Origin of the sequence: Streptococcus orisasini, from assembly GCF_001431045.1 — a bacterium.
Taxonomy (GTDB): Bacteria; Bacillota; Bacilli; order Lactobacillales; family Streptococcaceae; genus Streptococcus; species Streptococcus orisasini.
This window is the reverse complement of the sequence record NZ_BCLE01000009.1, coordinates 39,177-63,151: the sequence shown is the minus strand read 5'-3', so window position 1 is coordinate 63,151 and position 23,975 is coordinate 39,177. Positions and strand designations below refer to the sequence as shown.

Annotated in this window: 26 protein-coding genes; 22 read left to right on the top strand and 4 right to left on the bottom strand. The window is 38.0% G+C overall.

The genetic code is table 11. From position 1 onward, the window contains the following. Positions 1-99 precede the first annotated feature (99 nt). A complete protein-coding gene (locus SCSH_RS01800) occupies positions 100-1,536 on the top strand; it encodes a glycoside hydrolase family 1 protein (protein WP_057490187.1) in 1,437 nt (478 codons plus the stop codon). Positions 1,537-1,673: 137 nt separating this feature from the next. Here the strand turns inward: SCSH_RS01800 and SCSH_RS01795 are convergent, their stop codons facing one another. After that, positions 1,674-2,168, bottom strand: coding sequence for a helix-turn-helix transcriptional regulator (locus SCSH_RS01795; RefSeq protein ID WP_057490186.1), 495 nt, complete (start codon positions 2,166-2,168; stop codon positions 1,674-1,676). 411 nt (positions 2,169-2,579) lie between these two features. Between SCSH_RS01795 and SCSH_RS01790 the strand changes: the two genes are divergently transcribed. The 17 genes from SCSH_RS01790 to SCSH_RS01715 all read left to right on the top strand — a co-directional run bounded on the left by SCSH_RS01790 (position 2,580) and on the right by SCSH_RS01715 (position 18,376). After that, complete coding sequence (locus tag SCSH_RS01790; RefSeq protein ID WP_057490185.1) at positions 2,580-4,046, top strand: collagen binding domain-containing protein; 1,467 nt, start codon at positions 2,580-2,582, stop codon at positions 4,044-4,046. A 393-nt stretch (positions 4,047-4,439) separates the two neighbouring features. Next, positions 4,440-5,975 (top strand): cardiolipin synthase, encoded by a 1,536-nt coding sequence (gene cls / locus SCSH_RS01785; protein ID WP_057490184.1) that lies wholly within the window; start codon positions 4,440-4,442, stop codon positions 5,973-5,975. 60 nt (positions 5,976-6,035) lie between these two features. After that, positions 6,036-6,188: an aspartate-semialdehyde dehydrogenase gene (locus SCSH_RS10840; RefSeq protein WP_082581927.1), complete on the top strand. Its 153-nt coding sequence runs from the start codon at positions 6,036-6,038 to the stop codon at positions 6,186-6,188. Positions 6,189-6,248: 60 nt separating this feature from the next. After that, positions 6,249-7,325 carry an aspartate-semialdehyde dehydrogenase gene (locus tag SCSH_RS01780; RefSeq protein WP_057490183.1) on the top strand — a complete coding sequence of 359 codons (1,077 nt, stop codon included), beginning with the start codon at positions 6,249-6,251 and terminating at the stop codon, positions 7,323-7,325. A 46-nt stretch (positions 7,326-7,371) separates the two neighbouring features. Continuing rightward, positions 7,372-8,253: a 4-hydroxy-tetrahydrodipicolinate synthase gene (dapA, locus tag SCSH_RS01775; RefSeq protein WP_057490182.1), complete on the top strand. Its 882-nt coding sequence runs from the start codon at positions 7,372-7,374 to the stop codon at positions 8,251-8,253. Positions 8,254-8,491: 238 nt separating this feature from the next. Then, a complete protein-coding gene (locus SCSH_RS01770; protein WP_003088305.1) occupies positions 8,492-8,830 on the top strand; it encodes an ATP cone domain-containing protein in 339 nt (112 codons plus the stop codon). Between the two features lie 224 nt (positions 8,831-9,054). Beyond that, positions 9,055-10,020: a hypothetical protein gene (locus tag SCSH_RS01765; protein ID WP_057490181.1), complete on the top strand. Its 966-nt coding sequence runs from the start codon at positions 9,055-9,057 to the stop codon at positions 10,018-10,020. Between the two features lie 369 nt (positions 10,021-10,389). Beyond that, positions 10,390-11,373: a GMP reductase gene (guaC, locus tag SCSH_RS01760; protein WP_057490180.1), complete on the top strand. Its 984-nt coding sequence runs from the start codon at positions 10,390-10,392 to the stop codon at positions 11,371-11,373. A 772-nt stretch (positions 11,374-12,145) separates the two neighbouring features. After that, a complete protein-coding gene (locus tag SCSH_RS01755) occupies positions 12,146-13,096 on the top strand; it encodes an aldo/keto reductase (protein ID WP_057490179.1) in 951 nt (316 codons plus the stop codon). Positions 13,097-13,106: 10 nt separating this feature from the next. After that, complete coding sequence (locus SCSH_RS01750; RefSeq protein WP_057490178.1) at positions 13,107-13,397, top strand: YciI family protein; 291 nt, start codon at positions 13,107-13,109, stop codon at positions 13,395-13,397. 1 nt (position 13,398) lies between these two features. Next, positions 13,399-13,917, top strand: coding sequence for an NAD(P)H-dependent oxidoreductase (locus SCSH_RS01745; protein WP_057490177.1), 519 nt, complete (start codon positions 13,399-13,401; stop codon positions 13,915-13,917). A gap of 50 nt (positions 13,918-13,967) precedes the next feature. After that, positions 13,968-14,426: a MerR family transcriptional regulator gene (locus SCSH_RS01740; protein WP_057490176.1), complete on the top strand. Its 459-nt coding sequence runs from the start codon at positions 13,968-13,970 to the stop codon at positions 14,424-14,426. Next, positions 14,410-15,321, top strand: a complete 912-nt coding sequence (locus tag SCSH_RS01735) for an amidohydrolase family protein (RefSeq protein ID WP_057490175.1) — start codon at positions 14,410-14,412, stop codon at positions 15,319-15,321. The genes SCSH_RS01740 and SCSH_RS01735 overlap by 17 nt, the downstream gene beginning before the upstream one ends. Before the next feature lie 11 nt (positions 15,322-15,332). After that, complete coding sequence (locus tag SCSH_RS01730; RefSeq protein WP_057490174.1) at positions 15,333-15,965, top strand: putative quinol monooxygenase; 633 nt, start codon at positions 15,333-15,335, stop codon at positions 15,963-15,965. Between the two features lie 134 nt (positions 15,966-16,099). Continuing rightward, on the top strand, positions 16,100-16,519 hold the full coding sequence (locus SCSH_RS01725; RefSeq protein WP_057490173.1) for a cupin domain-containing protein: 420 nt from the start codon (positions 16,100-16,102) through the stop codon (positions 16,517-16,519). 1 nt (position 16,520) lies between these two features. After that, positions 16,521-16,841: a carboxymuconolactone decarboxylase family protein gene (locus SCSH_RS01720; protein WP_057490172.1), complete on the top strand. Its 321-nt coding sequence runs from the start codon at positions 16,521-16,523 to the stop codon at positions 16,839-16,841. Between the two features lie 407 nt (positions 16,842-17,248). Further along, the gene (locus SCSH_RS01715) at positions 17,249-18,376 is read left to right on the top strand and encodes a low temperature requirement protein A (RefSeq protein ID WP_057490171.1); all 1,128 of its coding nucleotides are present in this window, start codon (positions 17,249-17,251) and stop codon (positions 18,374-18,376) included. A 39-nt stretch (positions 18,377-18,415) separates the two neighbouring features. Here the strand turns inward: SCSH_RS01715 and SCSH_RS01710 are convergent, their stop codons facing one another. Further along, positions 18,416-19,066 (bottom strand): LysR family transcriptional regulator substrate-binding protein, encoded by a 651-nt coding sequence (locus SCSH_RS01710; RefSeq protein WP_238581360.1) that lies wholly within the window; start codon positions 19,064-19,066, stop codon positions 18,416-18,418. 185 nt (positions 19,067-19,251) lie between these two features. Beyond that, complete coding sequence (locus SCSH_RS01705; protein ID WP_057490170.1) at positions 19,252-19,581, bottom strand: winged helix-turn-helix transcriptional regulator; 330 nt, start codon at positions 19,579-19,581, stop codon at positions 19,252-19,254. Positions 19,582-19,814: 233 nt separating this feature from the next. Between SCSH_RS01705 and SCSH_RS01700 the strand changes: the two genes are divergently transcribed. From SCSH_RS01700 to SCSH_RS01685, 4 genes are read left to right on the top strand one after another with little or no spacing between them, the layout of a single operon-like run. Further along, on the top strand, positions 19,815-20,582 hold the full coding sequence (locus tag SCSH_RS01700) for a nuclear transport factor 2 family protein (RefSeq protein WP_057490169.1): 768 nt from the start codon (positions 19,815-19,817) through the stop codon (positions 20,580-20,582). A 57-nt stretch (positions 20,583-20,639) separates the two neighbouring features. Next, positions 20,640-21,083, top strand: a complete 444-nt coding sequence (locus SCSH_RS01695) for a pyridoxamine 5'-phosphate oxidase family protein (RefSeq protein ID WP_057490168.1) — start codon at positions 20,640-20,642, stop codon at positions 21,081-21,083. 2 nt (positions 21,084-21,085) lie between these two features. Next, positions 21,086-21,916, top strand: a complete 831-nt coding sequence (locus SCSH_RS01690) for an SIR2 family NAD-dependent protein deacylase (RefSeq protein ID WP_057490167.1) — start codon at positions 21,086-21,088, stop codon at positions 21,914-21,916. Continuing rightward, entirely contained in the window at positions 21,907-22,644 is a 738-nt protein-coding gene (locus SCSH_RS01685; protein WP_057490166.1) for a protein-ADP-ribose hydrolase, read from the top strand. The genes SCSH_RS01690 and SCSH_RS01685 overlap by 10 nt, the downstream gene beginning before the upstream one ends. Before the next feature lie 319 nt (positions 22,645-22,963). Here the strand turns inward: SCSH_RS01685 and SCSH_RS01680 are convergent, their stop codons facing one another. Then, positions 22,964-23,839: a LysR family transcriptional regulator gene (locus SCSH_RS01680; RefSeq protein ID WP_238581359.1), complete on the bottom strand. Its 876-nt coding sequence runs from the start codon at positions 23,837-23,839 to the stop codon at positions 22,964-22,966. Between the last annotated feature and the right edge of the window lie 136 nt (positions 23,840-23,975).

Sequence of the window (23,975 nt, the reverse complement as noted above, 5' to 3'; positions counted from 1 at the left end):
TATAAAAGAATAGTATCAGTATTTCACAAGATAGTATCAGCCATTTTCCTTCTGAAAATCATATAATAGTATTATCAATATTTGAAAGGAAAAGACTATATGGCTTACACATTTCCAGACAACTTCTTATGGGGCGGTGCAACAGCTGCTAATCAGTTTGAAGGAGCTTATGATCAAGATGGGAAAGGCTTGTCAGTTCAAGATGTGACACCAAAAGGCGGTGTTGCTCAGCCTGGCTCATCAAGTCCTTTAATTACAGATGAACCAACAGCGGACAATCTTAAATTAATAGGAATTGATTTTTACAATCGCTACAAGGAAGATATTGCCCTTTTTGCCGAAATGGGATTTAAGGTTTTTAGACTGTCGATTGCTTGGTCACGTATTTTCCCAAATGGTGATGATCAAGAACCAAATGAGGCTGGACTTGCTTTTTACGATAGAATTTTTGATGAATTGGCCAAGTACAATATTGAGCCTTTGGTGACATTGTCTCACTATGAAACGCCCTTACATTTGGCTCACAAATATAATGGCTGGGCTAATCGTGATTTAATTGGTTTTTACGAACGCTATGTTCGAACTGTGTTTACACGTTACAAAGATAAGGTTAAGTATTGGCTGACTTTCAATGAGGTTAATTCTGTTTTGCATGCTCCATTTATGTCCGGCGGAATTTTGACAGATCCGTCAGAATTAAGCAAGCAGGATCTCTATCAAGCAGTTCATCACGAGCTTGTAGCATCAGCGCTTGCAACTAAAATTGGTCATGAAATCAATCCAGACTTTAAAATCGGCTGTATGGTACTCGCCATGCCTGCTTATCCAATGACTGCTAACCCACTTGATCAGCTAGCCGTTCGAGAATTTGAAAATCAAAATTATTTATTTAGTGATTTGCATGCACGCGGAAAATATCCAAATTATATCAAGCGCTATTTTAAAGAAAATAACATTGAGATTCAATTTGCCGAAGACGATGAAGAGTTAATGCTTGAAAATACTGTTGATTTTATCTCATTCTCTTATTATATGAGTGTAGCAGAAGCACATAATCCTGAGGACTATGAATCTGGTCGCGGTAATATTATGGGGGGCATCACCAATCCTTATCTTGAAGCTTCAGAATGGGGCTGGCAGATTGATCCTATCGGTCTGAGATTAGTACTTAATGATTTTTATGATCGCTATCAGTTACCGCTTTTTATTGTAGAAAACGGTCTTGGAGCAAAAGATGTTCTTATTCAGGGGTCAGATGGACTTACAGTTGAAGATGACTATCGTATCGATTACCTTCAAAAGCATTTAATACAAGTCGGAGAGGCTTTACAAGATGGTGTAGAACTGCTTGGATACACCACATGGGGCCCTATTGATTTAGTTTCGGCATCAACGGCAGAAATGAGTAAGCGCTATGGCTTTATCTATGTGGATCGCAACGATGATGGAACAGGAAGTTTAGCACGTTATAAGAAAAAATCATTTGCTTGGTATAAAAAAGTTATCAAAACGAATGGAGCAAGTCTTTATGATTAGAGCTTAGAGTTTAAAAATATACTATAGTCAAATATAATAAATACTAAGGTAGTCAGACTAATTAATTGACAGAGAGATGTAAAATAAAAGGCTGAAATGAAATTTCTCATTTCAGCCTTTTATTGTTGCTAAAAAGATTATATATCATTGAAAAAATCAAAAGTTTTATAGTCGGCAGAAGTAGGTCCCAAAATAGAGGTTGTCAATGGAAGCAAGGCAAAAATAGCCATTGTTTTTCTTTCTAGTTCTGTTTGCTCAGTAATTTTAGGCTGAGAAAGATAGGCGGCCTTGGAAGCAGCACCTAATTGTGCAATCTTTAAGTCTTTAATCGCTTTATTCTTTAAATTGCCATTGTGTTCTTGACTAAAGAGGTAGTTCATTGCCTCTCTTAAAATAGGATTTTCACTAACAATAATTTCATTGTCAATGACTGAACGGATAGCAAGGTACTGAGTGGGATTCATTATATTTGCATTTCCATTAGAGGTTTCAAGATTGCTAATTGTTTGTTTTGTCACTCCAATTCTTTTTGCTAAGTCTTCAGCAGTCCAATTAGCAATATTTCGCAGTGAAGATAGGTTTAATTGCAATTGTTTGATTTTTTGATTTGAATGTGAGAGTCTTTTCGGCATAAGATCACCTCTTGTAAATTATTTTATACTATATTATAAAAGATTATAGTTATTATGTCAATTTATATTTAAATATAAAATACTTAAATTTAGTCAATTATTTTATATTTAAATATATTATTTTGTTAAAGAGTTGGCTTCCGAATTATTGTAAATATACTAAAATATTACATTTTATATGCAAAGGACTTCTAAAATTAGAAACCATTCCTAAAAATTAGAAATCAAAACCTTAATAAAATCAGCGTTTTAGAGAATTATAGATAGTAAAATTAGAATTTTTTAAAAATAACAAATCAATGACAATTAGGAATTTCTTATTAAAAACAATGTTTTTATGTTAAAATACATAGTGTAGATATAGGAAGTTGAAATATTCTACGAAAATAATTAGGGAGAAATTCTTTTAATATGAAAATGAAACGTAAACTTTTAAGCTTGGTTTCAATCCTTACAATTTTATTAGGAGCATTTTTGGTGACGAAAGCTGTAAAAGCTGAACAGATTACCAATTATACAAACACAGCTTCTATTACTAAATCAGATGGAACACCGCTTTCGCCTGATTCATCTATTCGTTACTGGGAACCATTAGCCATCAGCAATGAAATTGCTTTTCCAGATGAAGTAAGCATTAAGGCAGGAGATACACTGACTTTGAAATTGCCAGAGCAGTTGCGCTTTACAACGGCTCTTACATTTGATGTTTTGCATGCTAATGGTCAATTGGCTGGTAAGGCAGTAACAGATCCAGCGACACAGGAAGTAACTGTAACTTTTACAGATGTTTTTGAGAAGCTTCCTCAAGATAAGAAAATGTCGCTTAACTTTAACGCACAAGTGGCTCATGATAAGATACCAACGCCAGGTAAAATTAATTTTACTTATAATGGTGTTGTATATACTACCACGGTTGAAGGAAAAGAAGTTGAGCCAGTGAATCCTACTGTATACAAAACCGGTTATCAAGATCGTAATGATCCAAGTATTATTCACTGGCAGGTACTGATTAATAGTAAACAGTCATCTATTGATAATCTCACTTTGACTGACGTTGTTGGTGAAGGACAAGAAATTGTTAGAGATTCTTTGCTTGCTGCACGTCTGCAATATATTGAGGGTGATGATGTTGACAGTTTAGATGAAGCTGCTTCGAGACCTTATGAAGAAGATTTTTCTAAAAATATTTCGTATCAAACTAACAATACTGGTTCAACAGTCGGATTTACCTATACTTTTGCTAATTCGATTAAAAATGCTATATTTATTTCATATAATACACGTTTGACAAAATCGCAATCTGTTGGTAATGACATGACCAATAGTATTGCAATTTCTGGAAATAACGTAACGTATTCTGATTCAGTCGGTTATGCTCGTATTGAGTCTGCTTATGGTAAAGCTAGCTCAAGACAAAGAAGAGAATTGCCAACTACAACAACAGTTGCTGAAACAACGACTTCAGCTTCATCAACTACAACTACTGAAGCAACCACTGAGGCAACTACAACAACAGCAGAAAATACTACAACTACTACTGAAGCAGCTACAACTACGACAAGTAATGCTTCTACTACAACAACAGAAGCAGCTACAACTACAACAAGCAATGCTGCCACTACGACAACAGAAACGGCAACAACAGCTGCAGGGACAACAACCACAGAAGCCAAAGGAACAACAAGCAGCCAGACATCTACAACAACTTCGCAAGTTCCATTGACTACAAATGCAACAACTGTTTCTAAACAGTCAGTGAAGCGAAAAGTAAGATTTGTTTTGCCATCAACTGGTGAGCAGGCTGGACTTTGGATGACTGCTGTTGGTCTTGTTATTGTAGCAGTGGCAGGCGTTTACTTCTATAGAACTCGCCGTTAATTTAAAACAGTAAGCAATCATATGACAGAGGTTGGAATCATTATTCCTGCCTCTTTTTAAGTAGGACATGTCCGTCATACTATCGAAACGAGTTCCTTCATTAAGCGAGGATTGGATAGTTGTTCAAATTGCTGTTTGGAACGACACGTGTTAAAAGTTAGTTGAACCGCTGTGTTGCCAACCAAATGACACATACGGTGGTGGTGAGAGAGGCTAGGGATTATTCCTTACTCAATTTGGCTGGAATTTAAAAATTAAGCAATTTTTGAGCCGTAATCTTTTCTGGGAAGCAATTGTTTTTTTAAGAGCAGTTATTTTATGTTATAATATGTGTAATAATCATTTCAAGGAGGTCGTGTTATCAGTAGCAATAGCAATACAGCCAAAAGATTATTGAAAAAGAGTAAGAACAGCCTTTTAAGAGGGGTTTTTAGCCGGCTAACAATTATTGCCATTTTATTCCTGATTCAAATCTTTTTGCTGCTGTCAACATTTCTTTGGTTCAGTCATTATAGGCTGCATTTGGAGATTTTGGAGATTATTTTAATGACTGGAGCAGTGCTTTATCTTGTCAACAGTCAGATGGATACACTTTCCATTATTACTTGGCTATTGGTTATTTTGCCTTTTCCGTTTTTGGGAACACTTTTTTTAATTTATACTAAACAGGATTGGGGCTATCGAGAGTTGAAAACACTTGTAAAAAGGTCAACTCAGGCTATAAAACCTTATTTTCAGCATGATCAAGAAATCTTAAACAGGCTTAAGGAAAGTCATGCTAGGACCTATAATTTGGCTCAGTACCTTCATCGAAGCGGCGGTTTTCCTGTCTATGAAAATACTAAGGTGACCTATTTCCCTGACGGGCAGTCTAAATTTGAAGAGATGAAAAAACAACTGTTAAAAGCTGAAAAATTTATCTTTTTAGAATATTTTATTATTGCTGAAGGGTTGATGTGGGGAGAAATTCTCTCAATCTTAGAACAAAAAGCCAAGGAAGGTGTAGAGGTCCGTGTCATGTATGATGGTATGCTGGAGCTGTCCACCTTGTCTTTTGATTATGTCAAAAGGCTGAAAAAAATCGGAATTAAGGCCAAGGTATTTTCTCCGCTTTCTCCTTTTGTGTCTACCTATTATAACTATCGTGATCATCGTAAAATCTTGGTTATTGATAATAAGGTTGCTTTTAATGGTGGAATTAATCTTGCAGATGAATATATTAATCATATTGAGCGCTTTGGCTATTGGAAAGATACGGCGGTTATGCTAGAAGGTGAAGGAGTAGCTTCCTTTACCTTGATGTTCTTGCAGATGTGGTCTACGACTAATAAGGATTACTATTTTGAACCTTACGTGAGGAATTCCTATAAGGTAGCAGCGAACGGTTATGTTATTCCCTACAGCGACTCACCGCTTGATCATGAGAAAGTGGGAGAAAATGTTTATATTGATATTCTCAATCAAGCTAGAGATTATGTTCATATCATGACGCCTTATCTCATTTTGGACAGTGAACTGGAGCATGCTCTGAAATTTGCGGCTGAACGCGGGGTTGATGTTAAGATTATTATGCCAGGAATTCCTGATAAAAAAGTGCCCTATGCTTTGGCTAAACGCTATTTCCCTGCTCTTCTTGATGCTGGAGTCAAAATCTACGAATTTGAACCTGGGTTTGTGCACGCCAAAGTTTTTGTAGCTGATGGTATTAAAGCAGTAGTAGGAACAATCAATCTTGACTATCGCAGTCTTTATCATCATTTTGAGTGTGCAACATACATGTATCAGACAGATTGTATCGCTGATATAGAAAAGGATTTTCAGGAGACACTTAAACAATCCAGGCGAGTAACCCGATCAACTCTCAGAAAAGAGAAAATTTCTACCAAAATAATCGGCGTGGTTGTTAAACTGGTAGCTCCGCTTCTATAGAACTTGGCAAATCACTATTCTTGTGTTACAATAGTTTTATGCGATGAGTCGATTGTGGCTATGCCACACGCGCTAAAGGAGATCATAACGCAGGAGCGGATCTTGGCAAGTTGTGTGAACCTGCTTGCCACGCTTTTTACAAAGTGCCTTTTCCCTTGTTTTAACAAGGGATTTTTTATTTTAAATTCAGTTCATACAGGCTTTTATTTTTAAGTGAAAAGTAGTATAATTAAACCTATTAAATGAATAATAATAAAGAGGTAATTTGAGACTATGGGATACACAGTTGCTGTCGTTGGTGCTACAGGCGCCGTTGGAACTCGCATGATTCAACAGTTGGAACAATCTACACTTCCAATTGACAAAGTACGTCTTTTGTCATCATCACGTTCTGCAGGCAAGGTTTTGCAGTATAAGGGACAAGATATCACTGTTGAACTAACGACTGAAGAATCGTTTGATGGGGTTGATATTGCACTTTTTTCAGCCGGCGGATCTGTTTCGGCTAAATTTGCTCCCTATGCTGTTAAGGCGGGTGCAGTAGTTGTTGATAATACATCTCACTTTCGTCAAAACCCTGATGTTCCTTTGATTGTGCCTGAGGTCAATGCTCATGCTATGGATGGGCACAATGGGATTATTGCCTGTCCTAACTGCTCAACAATCCAGATGATGGTAGCTTTGGAGCCTATTCGTCAAAAATGGGGGCTTGAACGGGTGATTGTGTCAACTTATCAGGCTGTGTCAGGAGCAGGTCAATCCGCTATTAATGAAACTGTTCGGGAAATCAAAGAAGTTGTCAATGATGGTGTTGAGCCTAAGGATCTTCATGCAGATATTTTGCCATCTGGCGGCGATAAAAAGCACTATCCAATCGCTTTTAACGCTCTGGCGCAAATCGATGTATTTACCGACAACGACTACACTTACGAAGAAATGAAGATGACTAAGGAAACTAAGAAAATCATGGAAGATGATTCCATTGCCGTTTCAGCAACCTGTGTTCGTATTCCTGTTCTTTTCTCACATTCTGAGTCTGTTTATATTGAAACTAAGGAAACGGCGCCAATTGAAGAAGTTAAAGCGGCCATCGCTGCCTTTCCTGGTGCAGTTCTCGAAGATGATACTGAGCATCAAGTGTATCCTCAGGCGGTTAATGCTGTTGGTAAACGTGAAACTTTTGTCGGCCGTATCCGCAAAGATTTAGATGTCGAAAAAGGTATCCATATGTGGGTTGTTTCAGACAACTTGCTCAAAGGTGCAGCCTGGAATTCAGTTCAGATTGCTGAAAGTCTTCATGAACGTGGTTTGGTGCGTCCTGCTAAAGAATTAAAATTTGAACTCAAATAAAGCCAAAACCGCAAACTAATCGTAAAACAGATGAAAGGGAGAGGTTATGTCAATTACAGATTTTAAAGACGCCAAAATTATTACAGCACTGGTTACACCATTTAACGAGGATGGCTCCATCAATTTTGCAGCTCTTCCAAAACTTATTGAGCATTTGCTTGCTCACCATACTCAAGGGCTTCTTTTGGCAGGGACAACGGCTGAAAGTCCGACTCTTACACACGATGAAGAATTAGAGCTGTTTGAAGCTGTTCAAAAGATTGTTAAGGGGCGGGTTCCTCTGATTGCTGGCGTCGGAACAAACGATACGCGTGACTCCGTAAACTTTGCTAAAGAAGTCGCAGAATTTGGTGGTTTTGCGGCTGGTTTGGCGATTGTTCCCTATTACAACAAGCCAACTCAAGAAGGATTATATCAGCATTTTACAGCTATTGCTGACGCTAGTGATCTTCCGATTATTATTTATAATATTCCGGGACGCGTGGTCACAAAGCTTGAAGCAGATACCATGCTGCGCCTAGCTAAACATCCTAATATTATCGGAGTTAAGGAATGTACCGATCTTGATACTATCGCTTACTTAGTTGAGAACAAGCCGGATGATTTCTTAGTTTATACTGGTGAAGATGGCGAAGCTTTTCATGCTCTTAATCTGGGAGCAGACGGCGTCATCAGTGTAGCTTCGCATACTAATGGGGATCAACTGTTTGATATGGTGGAAGCTATTGGAAACAGTGATATTAAAAAAGCGGCACAGATCCAGCGTCAGTTCCTGCCAAAAGTGAGTGCTCTTTTCTCAGTTGCCAGCCCAGCTCCTGTAAAGGCGGTACTCAACCATCAAGGTTTTAATGTCGGACCTTTGCGTCTGCCTCTGGTAGCTTGTACAGACGAAGAAGCCAAACGCATTATTGAAATTGTTGAAAAATAGGAAGATAAGGGTGGAGCTTGTTGCTCTGCCCTTGTTTTTTGAATACGATGGATTTCCCGATAGGCTGCTGTGCCAATCAAGGCTGTGAGAGTCAGGACACTTTCCTATCTTGACTTTTTAATGACATTATAGCTATTTTTCAAAGTTGTTTAGGTTAAAAAACTTGACAATTATTCTAACAATTTAGATAATAAGATAAACGTTAAAAGCGTTGAACAAGTTTTAGAAAGAGGTTTCTATGCAGGTTATTAAACGCAGCGGTCAGGTCGTTGACTTTGATCCCGATAAAATTTATCAAGCTATCCTTAGAGCAGCTCAAACTGTTTATGTATTAGATGATGCTTTGCGTCAAGACTTGGCGCAAGTAACAAAAAAAGTTGTTGTAGATTTGGAAGAAGCTCAGACTGAGCGCCCAACAATCAGCATGATTCAATCTTTAGTTGAGCATCGTTTGTTGGATGCAGGTTATATTAATATTGCGGAACATTACATTTCTTATCGCCTTCAGCGGGATCTTGAACGAAACGGTTATGGTGATCATATCAATGTGCATTTGCATTTTGAACAGCTTAAGTAGTGAAAAACGGCTTCATTTTATCAGATGGTTTAGACATATAGCAGTAGAGAGAGGAACTAGTTAATTGTACCCTCAGTTGGTTTTTTCAGACCGACTTTTGGGTATCAGCATAGTTGCTCTCTTTTTTTACAGAAACCTTATTTGATTTACATTTTACGATTTGATTACAAAATTTTATAGGCCAAAGATTATGATATAATGATATTATACGGAGGTCTTGCTTTATGTTAAAAGAAAAACGAAATAAGGGTTTTGTCCTATATTTAGTTTTGGGTTTTTGTTTTATTATTGGCGCTTTAGGAGCCTTTTTACTAATTTCACAAGCAAATAATCAAGAACCATCAGTTGTCTATAGGGGAGAATCAACCAACGCTTCTTCTGGGAATAGGGTATCTCTCGAAGTTTATGATATTTATTCTAAGCCAATAGCAGATATTAAGGGTCGTAAGACTGTTATCTGGCTGGTCAATTATAAAAATGGTTATGCCGGTCTGGAATCTAAGGAAAACGACAAAGATGTTGCCAAATTGATAAATGCTGGCGATTCTCTAAAAGACCATCCTAAGCGCATTACTGTTAAATACTATAATGCACATGGCAGTAACTTTAAAATCAGAAATTATTCAGGTGCTATGACTGGTGTTTTACGAACTTCTCCAGATATTAGCAAATATTTTTCTTATTATACCTATGCTTCGCTACAAGATGTTAAGTCTGATCGAGCATCTTTGCCTATCGTTTGTAGTATTTTAGGAGGAATTGGTCTTCTTTTTGTCGCAATTGCCTTCTTTGTACGATATAAAGTTAATAAAGCTTATGATGAGCTATATGCTGCTTATCCTGAATTAAACGGTAGTTTAGACCTCCTTCAGTCAGATGCGCTCTATCATGACGATAATCTTAAAATTGTAATTTATAAAGACCATTTGATTAGCTATTTTCGAGGCTTTGCTGTTATAAATTTACAGCAAATTGAACAGATTTATCATCGCATTGTCAAAACAAAACGTTTTTTCATAACAATCAATCAGCAATCCTTCCTTGTTGCTGTTAGAGCTGATAACAAGAAAAAAGTAAACTTGCCTATTCGCAATCGTGGCAAGAAGACAGATAGCGAGCTTCAGCCATTCTTTACTACAGTTCAGGAGCATTTTCCTAACATCAAAGTTGGTTATGATAAACTATTCTAAGGTTTTTATTGGCTAATATGTCTGACCGCAGGTTTGACCTGTGGTCTATTTTTTTGGTATGTCATATGTTCTGGAGCGAAAATCCCATGAGCATTAGCAGATTTGATATATTGAATACTTTTTTATGCTTCCTTAACAGAAGTAAAAACCGAACATTATTTTATTTAAATGAGTTTTTGTAGACAAAATCATTATGTTTTTATAATATATCTAGGGAAGGGTAAGAAATTACCTAGCGATGCTCTGCTGGAATATTTTTCTTCAGAGTTATAGGAAGGTCATCATATTAGTGCTACAAGTTGGCGAAGGATGACTTTTGACATACTCAAAAATCCTCTTTCAGTCCTTGTAGCTGAAAGAGGATTTTTTATGTATAACGATTTGCCTGTTTTTGATTATGAGGACATTCAGTTGATTCCCAATAAGTGTATCATCAAAAGTCGATCTGAAGCTGATACGACAGTGACTCTGGGTAAGCACCACTTCAAACTCCCTGTAGTACCTGCCAATATGCAAACGATTATTGATGAAGATGTGGCTGAAATGTTGGCAAAAGATGGTTATTTCTATATCATGCATCGTTTTGATGAAGAGGGACGCAAGCCCTTCATCGCACGTATGCATGCTCAAGGTTTGATTGCCTCTATATCAGTTGGAGTTAAGGACTATGAATATGACTTTGTCAGCAGTTTGAAAGACGATGCACCAGATTATATCACGATTGATATTGCCCATGGTCATGCAGATAGCGTAATCAAGATGATCAAACATATCAAGACAGAGCTGCCGGAAACCTTTGTCATTGCTGGAAATGTGGGGACACCTGAAGCGGTTCGTGAATTGGAAAATGCTGGAGCAGATGCGACCAAGGTCGGAATTGGTCCTGGCAAGGTTTGCATTACCAAGGTTAAGACCGGTTTTGGTACAGGTGGCTGGCAGCTGGCTGCTCTTCGCTGGTGCGCCAAAGCTGCACGTAAACCTATTATTGCGGATGGCGGTATTCGCACCCATGGTGATATTGCTAAATCAATCCGTTTTGGTGCAGCAATGGTCATGATTGGTTCGCTGTTTGCTGGACATATCGAAAGCCCTGGGAAACTAGTAGAAGTTGATGGTGAGACCTTCAAAGAATATTACGGTTCTGCTTCGGAGTATCAAAAGGGCGAGCACAAAAATGTGGAAGGTAAGAAAATCCTTCTGCCAACCAAGGGTCATCTTAAAGATAGTCTGCTTGAAATGAAGCAGGATCTTCAAAGTGCTATCTCTTATGCTGGTGGACGTGATATAAAAAGTCTCACACGGGTTAACTACGTTATTGTGAAAAACTCAATTTGGAATGGCGATACCATTTAATCTAGCAAACATACTGAAAGTTAAAAATCCCTCACAATCTATGGTAATTAATAGTAGAATTATATTCGTGTGATTGTCCAATATCTTTGACAACGAGAACAGACAGGTAAGTTTTTTGGTAGTAGGGGATTAAATAGAGATTTCAATTAATTGATTAGACACTAGCTCCCAAGCAATTTATCAGTCAGCATATTTTATAAAGAATGAATTCCAAGATAAGGCAAGGAATTTCACCATGCTAATTATTCGATGATTGAACGAATAATAGCCGTTAAGATTTTAGAAAATCGAAAATACTTTAGGGATGAACATGTTTACTAAAAGAGGTTAAACAAAAGTTCAACCTCTTCTTAATTTATATCTGTTTTTGTGAATAAGACAATTTTTGAGGTTATTTCACAATGATAATCAATAAATTTCGCATTTAGCGATTTTTTGCTAAGCTAATTTTGATGAAGCATTAGACTGTAGTTTTTCAAACCAAATACAATCTATTGTAAAAGATCATTTCTATTTACAGGTAAGATAAGAATATTGTCTATTGAATTGTTCTGAATAAAAAGTAATCAACCCAAAAATGCTTCACTGCTATCCTAGCCCTTTAAAAGTTGTATCTTTGTGATAAAGCCTTTTTACTGTTTGCTTCTTTGTAGATGATAAGGAAAGTTTGACGATATAGATCTCTTTATTTTAGAAAATAAACAAAAAACACTTGACTTGTAGTCAACTACAAGTGATACACTATCACCATCAACAAAAAAGGAGAAACAAAATGACAAAACATACAGCATCAATCGTACTTGGAACATGGTCTTGGGGAACTGGCGGATTTGCTGGTGGTAATGTGGTTTTTGGCAATCATCTTGATACGACTGACTTGAAAGATGTTTTTTCGGTTGCTATGGAAAATGGTCTCAAGACCTTTGATACTGCCTTTGCCTATGCTAATGGAGAATCTGAGAGAATTTTGGGTGAGTTAGTGAGCCAATATGACCGGTCAGAAGTCATCATATCTGACAAATTTACACCAGGAATGCAGGATGATACCAAAGAAAATCCAGTCGCAGATATGTTAGAAGGTAGTCTCAAGCGTCTGGGAACAGATTATATTGACATTTATTGGATTCATAATGCAGCTGACGTTGAACGTTGGACACCGTTTTTAGCAGACTTAGTCAAATCAGGACGAGTGAAACGAATCGGTGTATCCAACCACAGTCTTGAACAGGTTAAACGTGTTCAGGAAATCTTGAAACCAGCTGGGGTACAAATTTCAGCCGTTCAAAACCATTTTAGCCTGCTTTACCGTAATTCGATTGAAGATGGTCTGCTTGATTATTGTAAAGAAAATGACATCCAATTCTTTTCTTACATGGTTCTAGAACAAGGTGCTTTGTCTGGTAAATATGATAGCCAACATCCTATGCCAGCTGATTCCAATCGGGGTAAAACCTATAATCCAATGTTCTCGGCTTTGAATGATTTGCTTGCTGAATTGAAACACTTGGCTGATCAGTACAAGGTTAGTCCAGCACAAATTGCGACAGCTTGGGCAATCAGACGCGGAACAACACCTATTTTGGGTGTCACAAAAGTCGAACAAGTCCAAGATGCAGCTAAAGCTAGCAAGGTCCATCTCAGTGTAGCTGAAATGGCAGCATTAGAAGAATTGGCTTTACAAGCTGGTGTCAATACACGCGGTGGCTGGGAAGGACAAGCTTAGGGAGGTTTTTATGTTTTTAATCACAATTACCATTAATTCTGAACAAGTGCCAGCAGAGCAATCTGAGGAGTTGCTTGCCAATCACAGAGCATGGTTTACTTCTCAATTTGAAGCAGGGCATTTTAAAATCGTTGGCCCTTTGAAAGACAAAGGTATGGCAGGGATTGTCATTGCTAAAGTATCATCACGAGAAGCTTTAGATGAAATCATTGCACAAGACGCTTATTATCCAGACCTAGCTAACTACGATGTCGCTGAATTTAAGGCGAATTTAGTGGCAGATGATATCACAGGAGACTAAAATGAAAACAACCATTTTACTTTTTCACCCAGATTTACATGCTTCTCAGGCCAATAAAGCCTTAGCCCAAGCAGCTCAGGCAGCAGGAATTGAAGTACGTGATATTTATAGTCAGTATCCTGATGGTAAGATTGACGTGAAGACAGAGCAAGCCGTTCTTGAAACAACAGATCGAATTGTTTTTCAGTTTCCAATGTACTGGTATGCGACGCCATCTTTGATGAAAGAATGGTTAGACCAAGTTCTTGAATATGGCTGGGCCTATGGCTCTACTGGGAATGCTCTCCAAGGGAAAAAAGTTATTCTTGCCGTGACGCAGGGAGCTGGTGCGGAAGACTACACAGCTGATGGCCGCTTCCATGTGACGACTCAGGAATTACTCAAGCCGCTTGAAACCATAAAATACCATACAGGTCTGGTCTTTGAGGAACCGTTTGTTTTGCCAGGAGTGCTGAATCTATCTGAGGAATCTTTAAGTGAAGCAACTAAATCTTATGTTACACGTTTGAGTCGAGCTTGAAATTCTAGTATACTAGAGTTGAAAGATTCATTTAGATAGAAGGTAATGAGATGCAAGAAACGAAAAAATATACCATTACGGAAGTGTCACAAAAATATGATATTAATCCCAATACCCTGCGTTATTATGAACGGATAGGGCTTTTACCAGAGATTCCTCGTCAGTCTAATGGCAATCGTTATTTTACGGATGATCTCAATAAGTGGCTTGAAATGGTCATCTGCTTGCGTCACTCTGGTGTGCCAATAGAAGCCTTGATTGATTATTGCCAGTTACTCATGCAAGGAGATCAAACGGTGGAAGCGCGTGAAGCCTTGTTGCGTGAGCAACTAGCAGTGCTAGAAAACAAGCAAAAAAATCTCCAACGTTCCATTGATCGCCTCCATCGTAAATTAAGCCTCTATGAATCTGGAGAGATTTTAAATAAGGAGACTTACTATGAAGAATATGGCATTATCTTTGATGAAGATGGCAGCTGGAAGGAACGATTAGATGACTTTGAAAATTGATGCTTTTGCCCATGTGCTACTCCCTGAGTTTTTTGGAAAAATGCTGGCGCTGGATAAGAATCTAGTCTCAAAAATGCCCTTTATCCAAAACCCTATCTTGACGGATATGGCAAAACGCCGTAAGACTATGCCAGCTGAAACAAAACAAATCATTTCTTATGTCAATGCCAACCCAGAAGATTATCTGGACAGTGCTGAAGCTGCTCAATTGGTAGAACTTGCGAATGAGGAATTGCTAGCGACGGTCAAAGCGAATACGGATATCTTTGCGGGTGGAGTGGCCATGGTGGCGATGAACAATATTCCAGAAGCGGTGCGCGTGATTGAAAGTTTTGTTACTAGCCACCCTGAAATACTTGGGATTCAGTTATTCACACGTCATCTGGGGAAATCCCTAGCAGATGAGCGTTTCAAGCCAGTATTTGCAGCAGCATCTAAGGCAGATATTCCAATTTTGTTGCACCCAGTTTTTGATGAGCGGAAACCAGACAATAATATTATCTTTAGCTGGGAGTACGAATTAACCCAAGCTATGCTAGACATTGTGCAGGCTGATTATTTCAGAGAATTTCCAAATCTTAAAATCCTGGTTCACCATGGTGGGGCTATGGTTCCTTATTTTGCAGGGCGGATTGAGCATATTTTGCCAGAGGAGCAGGCGGCTGATTTCAAGAAATTTTATGTGGATACAGCCCTTTTGGGCAATAGCAAAGCTCTAGAACTTTGTGTGGATTATTACGGTGTTGACCATGTCCTTTTTGGGACAGATGCGCCACTCGGCATTCTCCCAGCTGGAGCGACAGAAGTAATCAGTCAAGCTATTGAAGAACTACCTTTGATGGATAGTGATAAGGAAAAGATTTTTCGTGGTAATGCTGAACGGTTATTTGAATGAGGTGGTGAAAAATGACAGAAATCTTTAGATTGTTTCGTCTTGGTTTGGACTTGGACTATGAAGAGGATTATAAGCAAATTGGCTATACGAACTTTACCCAGTCAATGGCACTAGAACCAGGGACATTGGCTATGTACGGTAGCCATCTTCCAGAAGATTTTAGTCAGCAGATTGTTGTGGAACGCTATGCTAGTGATGAAGCTTACCAAGAACATGTTCAATCGCCTCATTTTAAGGTCTTTGTAGATTTGGCACAAAAAGCACTGACGAGCCGTGAAGTGGTGACCTTGGTGCCACAATTATTGCTTCAAAAACCAACCGCCTTGCGGATTTTTGATGATAAGCAGTTAGCTGTTCGACTAGCTACCGTGACGGTTAGGGATAGCAATGCCTTTTCAGAGATTGTTTTACCTGAAATGCAGACCAGCATGGAAAAAGAAGCTGGAGTCTTGGTCATGTATGCTGGTACAGATGTGGACAATCCTGATACTTGGTATTTCTTCGAAGTCTATCAAAATGAAGCTGCTTATGAGCAACACAGAGAAACACCGCATTTTAAAGACTATATTGAGCAAACTACTAAATTGGTACTAGATAAACAACTTCAGACCTTGCATGGGGATATGTTGGTAAATCGTGGATAGATTTAGTAGCTTGATGATAAATTAAAATACTTTTGAAGCATCTATTAACTCTCATTATAGGTATTTGTCACTGTTAGTAGTTAGAGATATACTATAATTGAGATTAACATTATTATAGAAAGAAGTGATGACTCATGTTTAAACATGAAGATGTTAAAAACAATCCCTTATTTGCCTTTGGAGAAGAAAATCCGTACGGTGCTAGTTTTACGGGACAATCCTATCTAGCAATGTTGGCACAAGCGCCAGATGGCAATACCAGTGTTGGAAATGTGACCTTTGAACCGGGATGTCGTAATAACTGGCATGTGCATTTGGATGGGTACCAAATTCTTCTTGTTACTGGAGGAGAAGGTCTTTATCAGGAAGCTGGGAAACCCGCTAGACATTTAAAAGCTGGTGATGTCGTTGTGACCGACAAAGGAGTGAAGCACTGGCATGGTGCAACCAAAGATTCTTGGTTCAGTCATGTGGCGATCACAGCTGGTAGCGGTGAATTTTATGAACCCGTAACAGATGAAGAATATCAAGCAGCTCATAAGGAGGGAGAATAATATGTCTATTAAACAAACAGCAGGGCGTGATCAACTAGGCGAATTTGCGCCTGAATTTGCTCATTTTAATGACGATGTTTTGTTCGGTGAAAACTGGAATAATGAGGCCATTGATCTGAAGACACGCTGTATCATTACTGTGACGGCCCTAATGAGTTCAGGGATCACCGATTCTTCTTTGAACTATCATTTGGAAAATGCTAAGAAAAATGGTGTCACCAAGGAAGAAATCTCAGCGATTATTACTCATCTATCCTTCTATGTCGGCTGGCCAAAAGCCTGGGCAGTCTTTAGACTAGCTAAGGAGATTTGGGGAGATTAAGATTCGAAAGGTGCACGTGGATATAACAATAATAGGTCGTTCATCCAACAGGGTATCAGCCACGTGGGAGAACGACCTATTTTGCACAAACTAGAATGTTATACTCATTCAAAATCAAAATTAGAACTTTAGAACCTCTAATTTCATTGAGAGAGTGACGAGCGTAGCGAGAATAAAATGTTTCTTTCGCCATAGTGGTATTCTTAGCAAGAGTAAACTCTTGCTAAGAACGGGCGTTTTGAGACTTAGGCTCAAAAAGTAGCAATGAAACTCCGAAGGAGATTGCTTGCGTCCGCACTTTTAAGAAAGAAACAAAAAAAGTAATTTTTGAATTTGGTTAAGTATTAATTGATATTTGCGGACCTCCAAGTTACTTTTATTGAAAGGAAAAATCACATATTTTGGCAATGATAAAACATAAGAAAGTTGAATTAACGGAGCTATTTTACGATTTGGTTTACGTTTATGGCTTTAGTCAGACAACCTCGCTCATTCACCATGTTCATCAAGGGGTGATTCCTATGATGTCATTCTTTTCTTTTGCGATTGGCATGCTGATTATGCTTAACTCCTGGATGGTGCAGACAGTTTTTACCAACCGTTTTGGGCGAAATTCTCTGACCAATATTGCCATGATGTTTAGTCAGATGGTTTTCTTGCTGATTGCCTTGACGTCTATTACTGGTGAGGTTGATGCTGAACGTTTTTTGTACTTTTATGGCCCTTTTTCTGCGATATCTTTTCTCCTTTTGGTGCAATATATATTAGAATATATTCGGACTGAAGATTCAGCAGATAAGTTGTTTATCAGGCGGTTCTTTTCTATTTTGGGGGCTAGGACCACAGGACTGATGTTGGCTCTATTTCTTCCCTATCAAATTGGACTGGTTGTTGCTGCGGCAAGTGTTCTCATTACTTGGTTGCTGCCTGGGTTCTTGGTAAAGAGAAAGTACATGTCATCAGATTTAAAACCCATGAATTTTCCGCATTTGGTGGAGCGACTGTCTCTTCTGGTCATTATTACCTTTGGCGAAATGCTGATAGGTATTGCAGATTACTTTAGTCCTAATCGACTTGGTTTGTTATCCTTTTTCATATTTTTAATCGTAGCTAGTCTTTTTATGATTTACATTGTTGAAATTGACCATTTGATTGATCCAAATACGCCGAATCCCAAGGAAAATCAGTTTATCTACTGGCATTATCCCATCATTTTTGGACTGAGCTTTGTGACGGTTGCCATTGGATTTTTAGGGAATGCAGAAGCGCATAATGGTTTTGCAGTCGCTCTGTTTTACCTTGGCATTTTCTTGATGCTAACAGGAATTTACCAATTCAAATCAATGAATAAACCATCCCATCAGTTTACAAAACAGTTAGTGACGAGTTGTGTAGTCATTTGGCTAAGTGGTTTATCATTAAGTTGCTTTTTCTTAGCAAATGCTGCGCTGTTGATAGGTATTGGTGCAACGGTTACAGTTCTTATTGCTATTCTTGCAGTCCGCTTTAATCTGAAAAATATCCCCCGACATTAATGCAAAAACTCTCCCAAAATAGGAGAGTTTTTTGATGGCTTAATCTTGTAATTTATCCAAAAACAATTGGGCTGCTGCTGAGAAGACCTTATCTTTTTTCCAGACGAGGTAGTGGTCTGAGGTCAGTAGGGGGTCAAGTGGTCTAAAGGTCAAGTTAGGGTTGTAGGTCAGCTGGTCAAATCCGATCAGATAACCCAGACCTTCTTCAACCATGAAGAGGGCATTGTAACTGAGATTAAAGGTGCTGACAATATTTAGCTGGTTTAAGTCACCAAGCCAATTAAGAAGTTGGTTGTCTGACTGAGTCTTGGTCACTGCTTGGCGGGAAAGAATGAGGGGGAGGTGCTGAATATCTTCTAGAGCAATACTGTTTTTTTGAGCCAATGGATCAGTCGTCGGTAAAATGACTCCCCAAATATCCTGAGAAGGCAATTTTTGATAATGATAATGTGGCAGTTGCCTTGGGTGGACAATCAAGGCAAAATCTAATAACCCCTTGTCTAACAAAGATGTGATATCTTCTGCATTTCCTGAAGACAGGTGGTAGCGGACTTTTGGATATTGTTCTTGGAGTTGTTTAGCAATGATTGCAATATGCCTAAAAATATGGGATTCTGCACCACCAATATAGACATCTCCCTCGATAATATCTGTCAGATAGCGAAAATCATTTTCGGTTTTATCAACCATAGCAATGATTTCTTCGGCACGATTTTGAAGGAGCAGTCCTTCCTGAGTCAGCTCAATTTGCCCCTTTTTATGGCGGATGAAGAGTAATAATCGTAAACATATTTTATTGATTAGGAGTGAGAGAGGGAGAAGTTCAAAATAGCTCTATTTCTAAATATTTGAAAAGGATAGAAAGTAATCTGTCTTTATTTACCATATTTTTCTTTATAATCTACTCCCCAATCCCACATAGAATCAATGATGGGTTTGAGGCTAAAACCTGTTTCCGTCAATGAATATTCTACACGAGGTGGCACCTCTGCATAAACTTTACGATTTACTAGCCCTTGTTTCTCCATATCACGGAGTTGAGAGGTTAATACTTTTTGGCTAACACTTCCGATTGAATTTTTTAATTCTCCGAAACGCATCGTGCCCTTTAATAAATCTCGTAAAATAAGTACCTTCCACTTATCTCCGATTAAGGATAGTGTTGTTTCTACAGGACAAGCTGGTAATTCTTTCTTAACAGACATAATATCTCCTTAGTATCTTTTTGAAACTTTAATACTATTATAGCCTATTTGATTAAATCAAGCAAATTTTTTTAAAAAATTTTAGCCTTTAAAAAGCTTGATAATACTACAAAAGGAACTTTATGGTAACTACATTCCTAAAAAGTGCCTACTTCCCAAAAGAAACTAATGGTGTTAGACTTATACGTGTAAGGCAATAGCCGACAAAAATTTTAATTAGAGGAGATATTACTATGTCAACAAATATACAAAACGCAAAAAATCTTATCAACACATTCGTTACCGGAGATGTTGATGTCGCTCGTGAATTATTAGATGAAAACTATATTCAACACAATCAAGAATATCCAACAGGAGCTGCTGGTTTTATTGCTGCAGTTGAATCTTTAGCACAAGCACCTGTGAAAACAAGTGCAAAAATTGTTCGTGCTTTTGAAGATGGAGATAAAGTATTTCTACACACTATTTACAATTTTGCTGGTGCAGGAGAAGTAGTAGCTTTTGATATTCTTCGTTTTAACGACCAAGGAAAATTCGTAGAACACTGGGATAATTTGGATGGATTGACTCCTGTAAATCCAAGCGGACATACACAAACCGATGGTGTCATAGAGACGACAGAGGCAGATAAGGAAACAACTCGTACACTTGTGACGAACTTTGTTCAGGATGTTTTGCACGGTAAAAACTTGGATAAGTTGACAAGTTATTTTGACGGAGATAACTATATTCAACACAATTCAGGGATTGCAGATGGCGTATCTGGGTTAGGAGAGGCTCTGGCAGCTTTGGCTCAAGCAGGATTATCAATGACGTATACAAAAACATACCAAGTTTTAGCACAAGATGACTTTGCGCTTGCTGTATCAGAAGGAGAGTTTGCAGGTCGACATGTTGCCTACTATGATCTTTTCCGTGTGGAAAATGGCTTTATTGCTGAACATTGGGATGTTATTCAAGACATTGCTACAGAAGCAGCAAATGATAACGGAAAATTCTAAAATATAAGGTAGGGTAAGTCTATTACTCTACCTTTTAGGCCTCGGAGGGAGAAACTCATGAAGAAATCAGATTATCTTAAACTTTTGGTAGATGACATCCATTCTGTTGTCATTGCAAGTATCGACTCAGAAGGTCGTCCAACAACTCGTGTAATTGATATGATGTATCAAGATAGCAAAAATGTATATTTTTTAACAGCTAATACCAAAGCATTTTACAAACATTTGAAAGAAAATCCGTATATATCTGTGACAGGTATGACGCAAGGGAATTCTACTATGGAAAGAAAAATGATTTCATTAAGTGGAAAGGCTGAGTGTATTGGTAGAGAGAAGTTGAACATATTATTGGATCATAATCCTTATATGTACGATATTTATCCAACAGAAGATGGCAGGAAAGTTTTAGAAGTTTTCTGTTTCGCTTATGCACGTGGAGAGTTTTATGATTTAACTGTTTTACCACCACGAATAGATAGTTTTGAAATTAAGGGAGAATAATTGTGAAGAATTCTGACATTGCATTAAAAGCAATTAAAGATGCGGATGTTATCCTTATCGGTGCGGGTGCGGGGCTTTCATCGGCTGCTGGTTTAACCTATTCAGGAGAGCGCTTTAAAAAATATTTTCCTGAGTTTATAGAAAAGTACCATATAGAAGATATGTACAGTGCTGGTTTTTATCCTTATCCAACTGAAGAAGCTGAGTGGGCATATTGGGCTAAACATATTTATCATAACTCTTATGAGGTAGGTGCAACATCTCTATATAAAAAATTATTTGAACTTGTTGAGGATAAGGATTATTTTGTTATCACGACAAATGTAGATGGTCAATTTATAAAAGCAGGTTTTGACAAAGAGCGCTATTTTGAAGTACAAGGAAATTTTGAGCATTTCCAATGTTCCGTGCCCTGTCAGCAAGTGGTCTATAATAACAAAGAACACGTTTTAAAAATGATGGACAATATAGATGACAATCTAGAAATACCATCAGAACTCATTCCTACTTGTCCGAATTGCGGAGCTCCCTTGACGCGTCATCTTAGGGTTGACAATCGTTTTGTCCAAAATGAAACATGGTACAGACAGCAAAAAAGTTATGCCGCTTTTTTGGAAGGATTGGAAGGTAAAAAAGTAGTTCTCTTGGAGTTGGGTGTCGGCTATAATACACCAACCATTATTCGCTACCCATTTGAGCAGTTAACCTATCATTTGCCACAAGCTCAACTGATTCGTTTCAATCAGTCTGATACAGAGGGAGCGAAAGAAAATACTCATAAAACGTTGACAATCACAAAGGATATGGAGGAGGTATTTGCATCGTGGCTTTAGTGGATGAACTGATAGCAACATTATCGCCAGGGATAGAGATACCAGCAAATCTTGACAAGGATCTTGTTTTTCGTGGGCTTATGGCTATCCAAGAACCTCAGGATTTCAGTTCAGAATTTTATAGAAAGCAGGATTGCTATTTACAAGAAAAATTACGAGCTAAGGGAGTGGTAAAACTGGAAGACCTGTCTCCTTTTTCAAATAATCTCTATTTATGGCAAGGGGATATTACCAGATTACAAGTCGATGGTATCGTTAATGCTGCCAACAGTCAGATGCTGGGTTGCTTTGTTCCTAACCACGCCTGTATAGATAATGCTATCCATTCACAAGCTGGTTTGCAACTTAGAAATGAGTGTCATGAATTAATGCAAAAGCAAGGTCATCTTGAAGCAATAGGTCAGGCTAAAATTACTTCTGCCTATAACTTGCCAAGTAAATTCGTATTGCATACAGTAGGACCTGTTATTCAAGATCACACAAGTTTGGTACAGATGAGAGAGCTAGCTTCCTGTTATCAATCATGTTTAGAGTTAGCAGTCAAAAAGGGGATGACTAGTTTAGCTTTCTGTTGCATTTCGACGGGAGAATTTCATTTTCCAAATGAGTTAGCTGCCCAAATTGCTGTGCAAACCGTTAAAGAATTTTGTCAGGAACATTCAGATTTGAAGATAGTCTTCAATGTGTTTAAGGACATAGATTTGGAGATTTATTCAAGATTATTGTAAAAGAATATTTTATAATTGGAAAAACCAAAAAATGGAAAAGAAAGCAATAAAATGATTAAATTTATTTAATTTTGTATTGTCCATTATGGAAAAATGTTATTTTGTGATAGTCTGTTCAAGTTGATTTAAGTTCTAAAAGGAGTCCTGTAACACATAAAAATCTCAAAATTACTTCCTATCGGGGTGCATTTGATTTGGTTATCATCAGCTGCAATTGTTACTTCACTTCTTGCCATTCCTGCAGTCCGATTTAATCTGAAAAATATCCCCCGACATTAATGTAAAAACTCTCCCAAAATAGGAGAGTCTTTTTGATAGCTTAACCTTGCAATTTCTCCAAAAACAATTGGGCTGCTGCTGAGAAGACCTTATCTTTTTTCCAGACGAGGTAGTGGTCTGAGGTCAGTAGTGGTTCAAGTGGCCTAAAGGTCAAGTTAGGGTTGTAGGTCAGCTGGTCAAATCCAATCAGATAACCCAGACCTTCTTCAACCATGAAGAGAGCATTGTAACTGAGATTAAAGGTGGTGATAATATTCAGTTGATTTAGGTCTCCGAGCCAATTAACTAACTGATTATCTGACTGGGTTTTGGTCAACGCTTGGCGGGAAAGAATGAGGGGGAGGTGCTGAATGTCTTCTAGAGTAATACTGTCTTTTTGAGCCAATGGATCAGTCGTCGGTAAAATGACGCCCCAAATATCCTGAGAAGGCAATTTTTGATAATGATAATGCGGTAATTGACGAGGATGGACAATCAAGGCAAAGTCTAATAACCCCTTGTCTAGTAGAGATGTGATATCTTCTGCATTTCCTGAAGACAGGTGGTAGCGAACGTTTGGATATTTTTCTTGAAGTTGTTTGGCAATGATTGCAATATGCCTAAAAATATGGGATTCTGCACCACCGATATAGACATCGCCCTCGATGATATCTGTCAGATAGCGAAAATCATTTTCAGTTTTATCGACCATAGCAATGATTTCTTCTGCACGATTTTGAAGAAGCAGTCCTTCCTGAGTCAGCTCAATTTGCCCCTTTTTATGGCGGATGAATAGTTGTTTTCCCAGCTCCTCTTCTAATTCTTTAATTTGACGTGAAATAGTGGGTTGTGTTAGGTGGAGGCTATTTGCCGCCTGCGTGATGCCTCCTTCTTTGATAATCGCTAGAAAATAGCGGAGCACTCTAATTTCCATCATTTCCTCCTTTGTTTATGTTATTATAACATGCCTTTTGAGTATTTTATAATATTTAAAATGAGTATTTGCTATTTTTATGAGGAGAGGGTACGATAATATTACCAATAGACAGCAAAGATGAGAATACCTCATCTGC

Coding starts and splice junctions, on each gene's coding strand:
- SCSH_RS01800 (WP_057490187.1), top strand. CDS start 100: ATGGCTTACACATTTCCAGACAACTTCTTATGGGGCGGTGCAACAGCT.
- SCSH_RS01795 (WP_057490186.1), bottom strand. CDS start 2,168: ATGCCGAAAAGACTCTCACATTCAAATCAAAAAATCAAACAATTGCAA.
- SCSH_RS01790 (WP_057490185.1), top strand. CDS start 2,580: ATGAAAATGAAACGTAAACTTTTAAGCTTGGTTTCAATCCTTACAATT.
- SCSH_RS10840 (WP_082581927.1), top strand. CDS start 6,036: ATGCCACACGCGCTAAAGGAGATCATAACGCAGGAGCGGATCTTGGCA.
- SCSH_RS01780 (WP_057490183.1), top strand. CDS start 6,249: ATGGGATACACAGTTGCTGTCGTTGGTGCTACAGGCGCCGTTGGAACT.
- dapA (WP_057490182.1), top strand. CDS start 7,372: ATGTCAATTACAGATTTTAAAGACGCCAAAATTATTACAGCACTGGTT.
- SCSH_RS01770 (WP_003088305.1), top strand. CDS start 8,492: ATGCAGGTTATTAAACGCAGCGGTCAGGTCGTTGACTTTGATCCCGAT.
- SCSH_RS01765 (WP_057490181.1), top strand. CDS start 9,055: ATGTTAAAAGAAAAACGAAATAAGGGTTTTGTCCTATATTTAGTTTTG.
- guaC (WP_057490180.1), top strand. CDS start 10,390: ATGTATAACGATTTGCCTGTTTTTGATTATGAGGACATTCAGTTGATT.
- SCSH_RS01755 (WP_057490179.1), top strand. CDS start 12,146: ATGACAAAACATACAGCATCAATCGTACTTGGAACATGGTCTTGGGGA.
- SCSH_RS01750 (WP_057490178.1), top strand. CDS start 13,107: ATGTTTTTAATCACAATTACCATTAATTCTGAACAAGTGCCAGCAGAG.
- SCSH_RS01745 (WP_057490177.1), top strand. CDS start 13,399: ATGAAAACAACCATTTTACTTTTTCACCCAGATTTACATGCTTCTCAG.
- SCSH_RS01740 (WP_057490176.1), top strand. CDS start 13,968: ATGCAAGAAACGAAAAAATATACCATTACGGAAGTGTCACAAAAATAT.
- SCSH_RS01735 (WP_057490175.1), top strand. CDS start 14,410: ATGACTTTGAAAATTGATGCTTTTGCCCATGTGCTACTCCCTGAGTTT.
- SCSH_RS01730 (WP_057490174.1), top strand. CDS start 15,333: ATGACAGAAATCTTTAGATTGTTTCGTCTTGGTTTGGACTTGGACTAT.
- SCSH_RS01725 (WP_057490173.1), top strand. CDS start 16,100: ATGTTTAAACATGAAGATGTTAAAAACAATCCCTTATTTGCCTTTGGA.
- SCSH_RS01720 (WP_057490172.1), top strand. CDS start 16,521: ATGTCTATTAAACAAACAGCAGGGCGTGATCAACTAGGCGAATTTGCG.
- SCSH_RS01715 (WP_057490171.1), top strand. CDS start 17,249: ATGATAAAACATAAGAAAGTTGAATTAACGGAGCTATTTTACGATTTG.
- SCSH_RS01710 (WP_238581360.1), bottom strand. CDS start 19,066: ATGGTTGATAAAACCGAAAATGATTTTCGCTATCTGACAGATATTATC.
- SCSH_RS01705 (WP_057490170.1), bottom strand. CDS start 19,581: ATGTCTGTTAAGAAAGAATTACCAGCTTGTCCTGTAGAAACAACACTA.
- SCSH_RS01700 (WP_057490169.1), top strand. CDS start 19,815: ATGTCAACAAATATACAAAACGCAAAAAATCTTATCAACACATTCGTT.
- SCSH_RS01695 (WP_057490168.1), top strand. CDS start 20,640: ATGAAGAAATCAGATTATCTTAAACTTTTGGTAGATGACATCCATTCT.
- SCSH_RS01680 (WP_238581359.1), bottom strand. CDS start 23,839: ATGATGGAAATTAGAGTGCTCCGCTATTTTCTAGCGATTATCAAAGAA.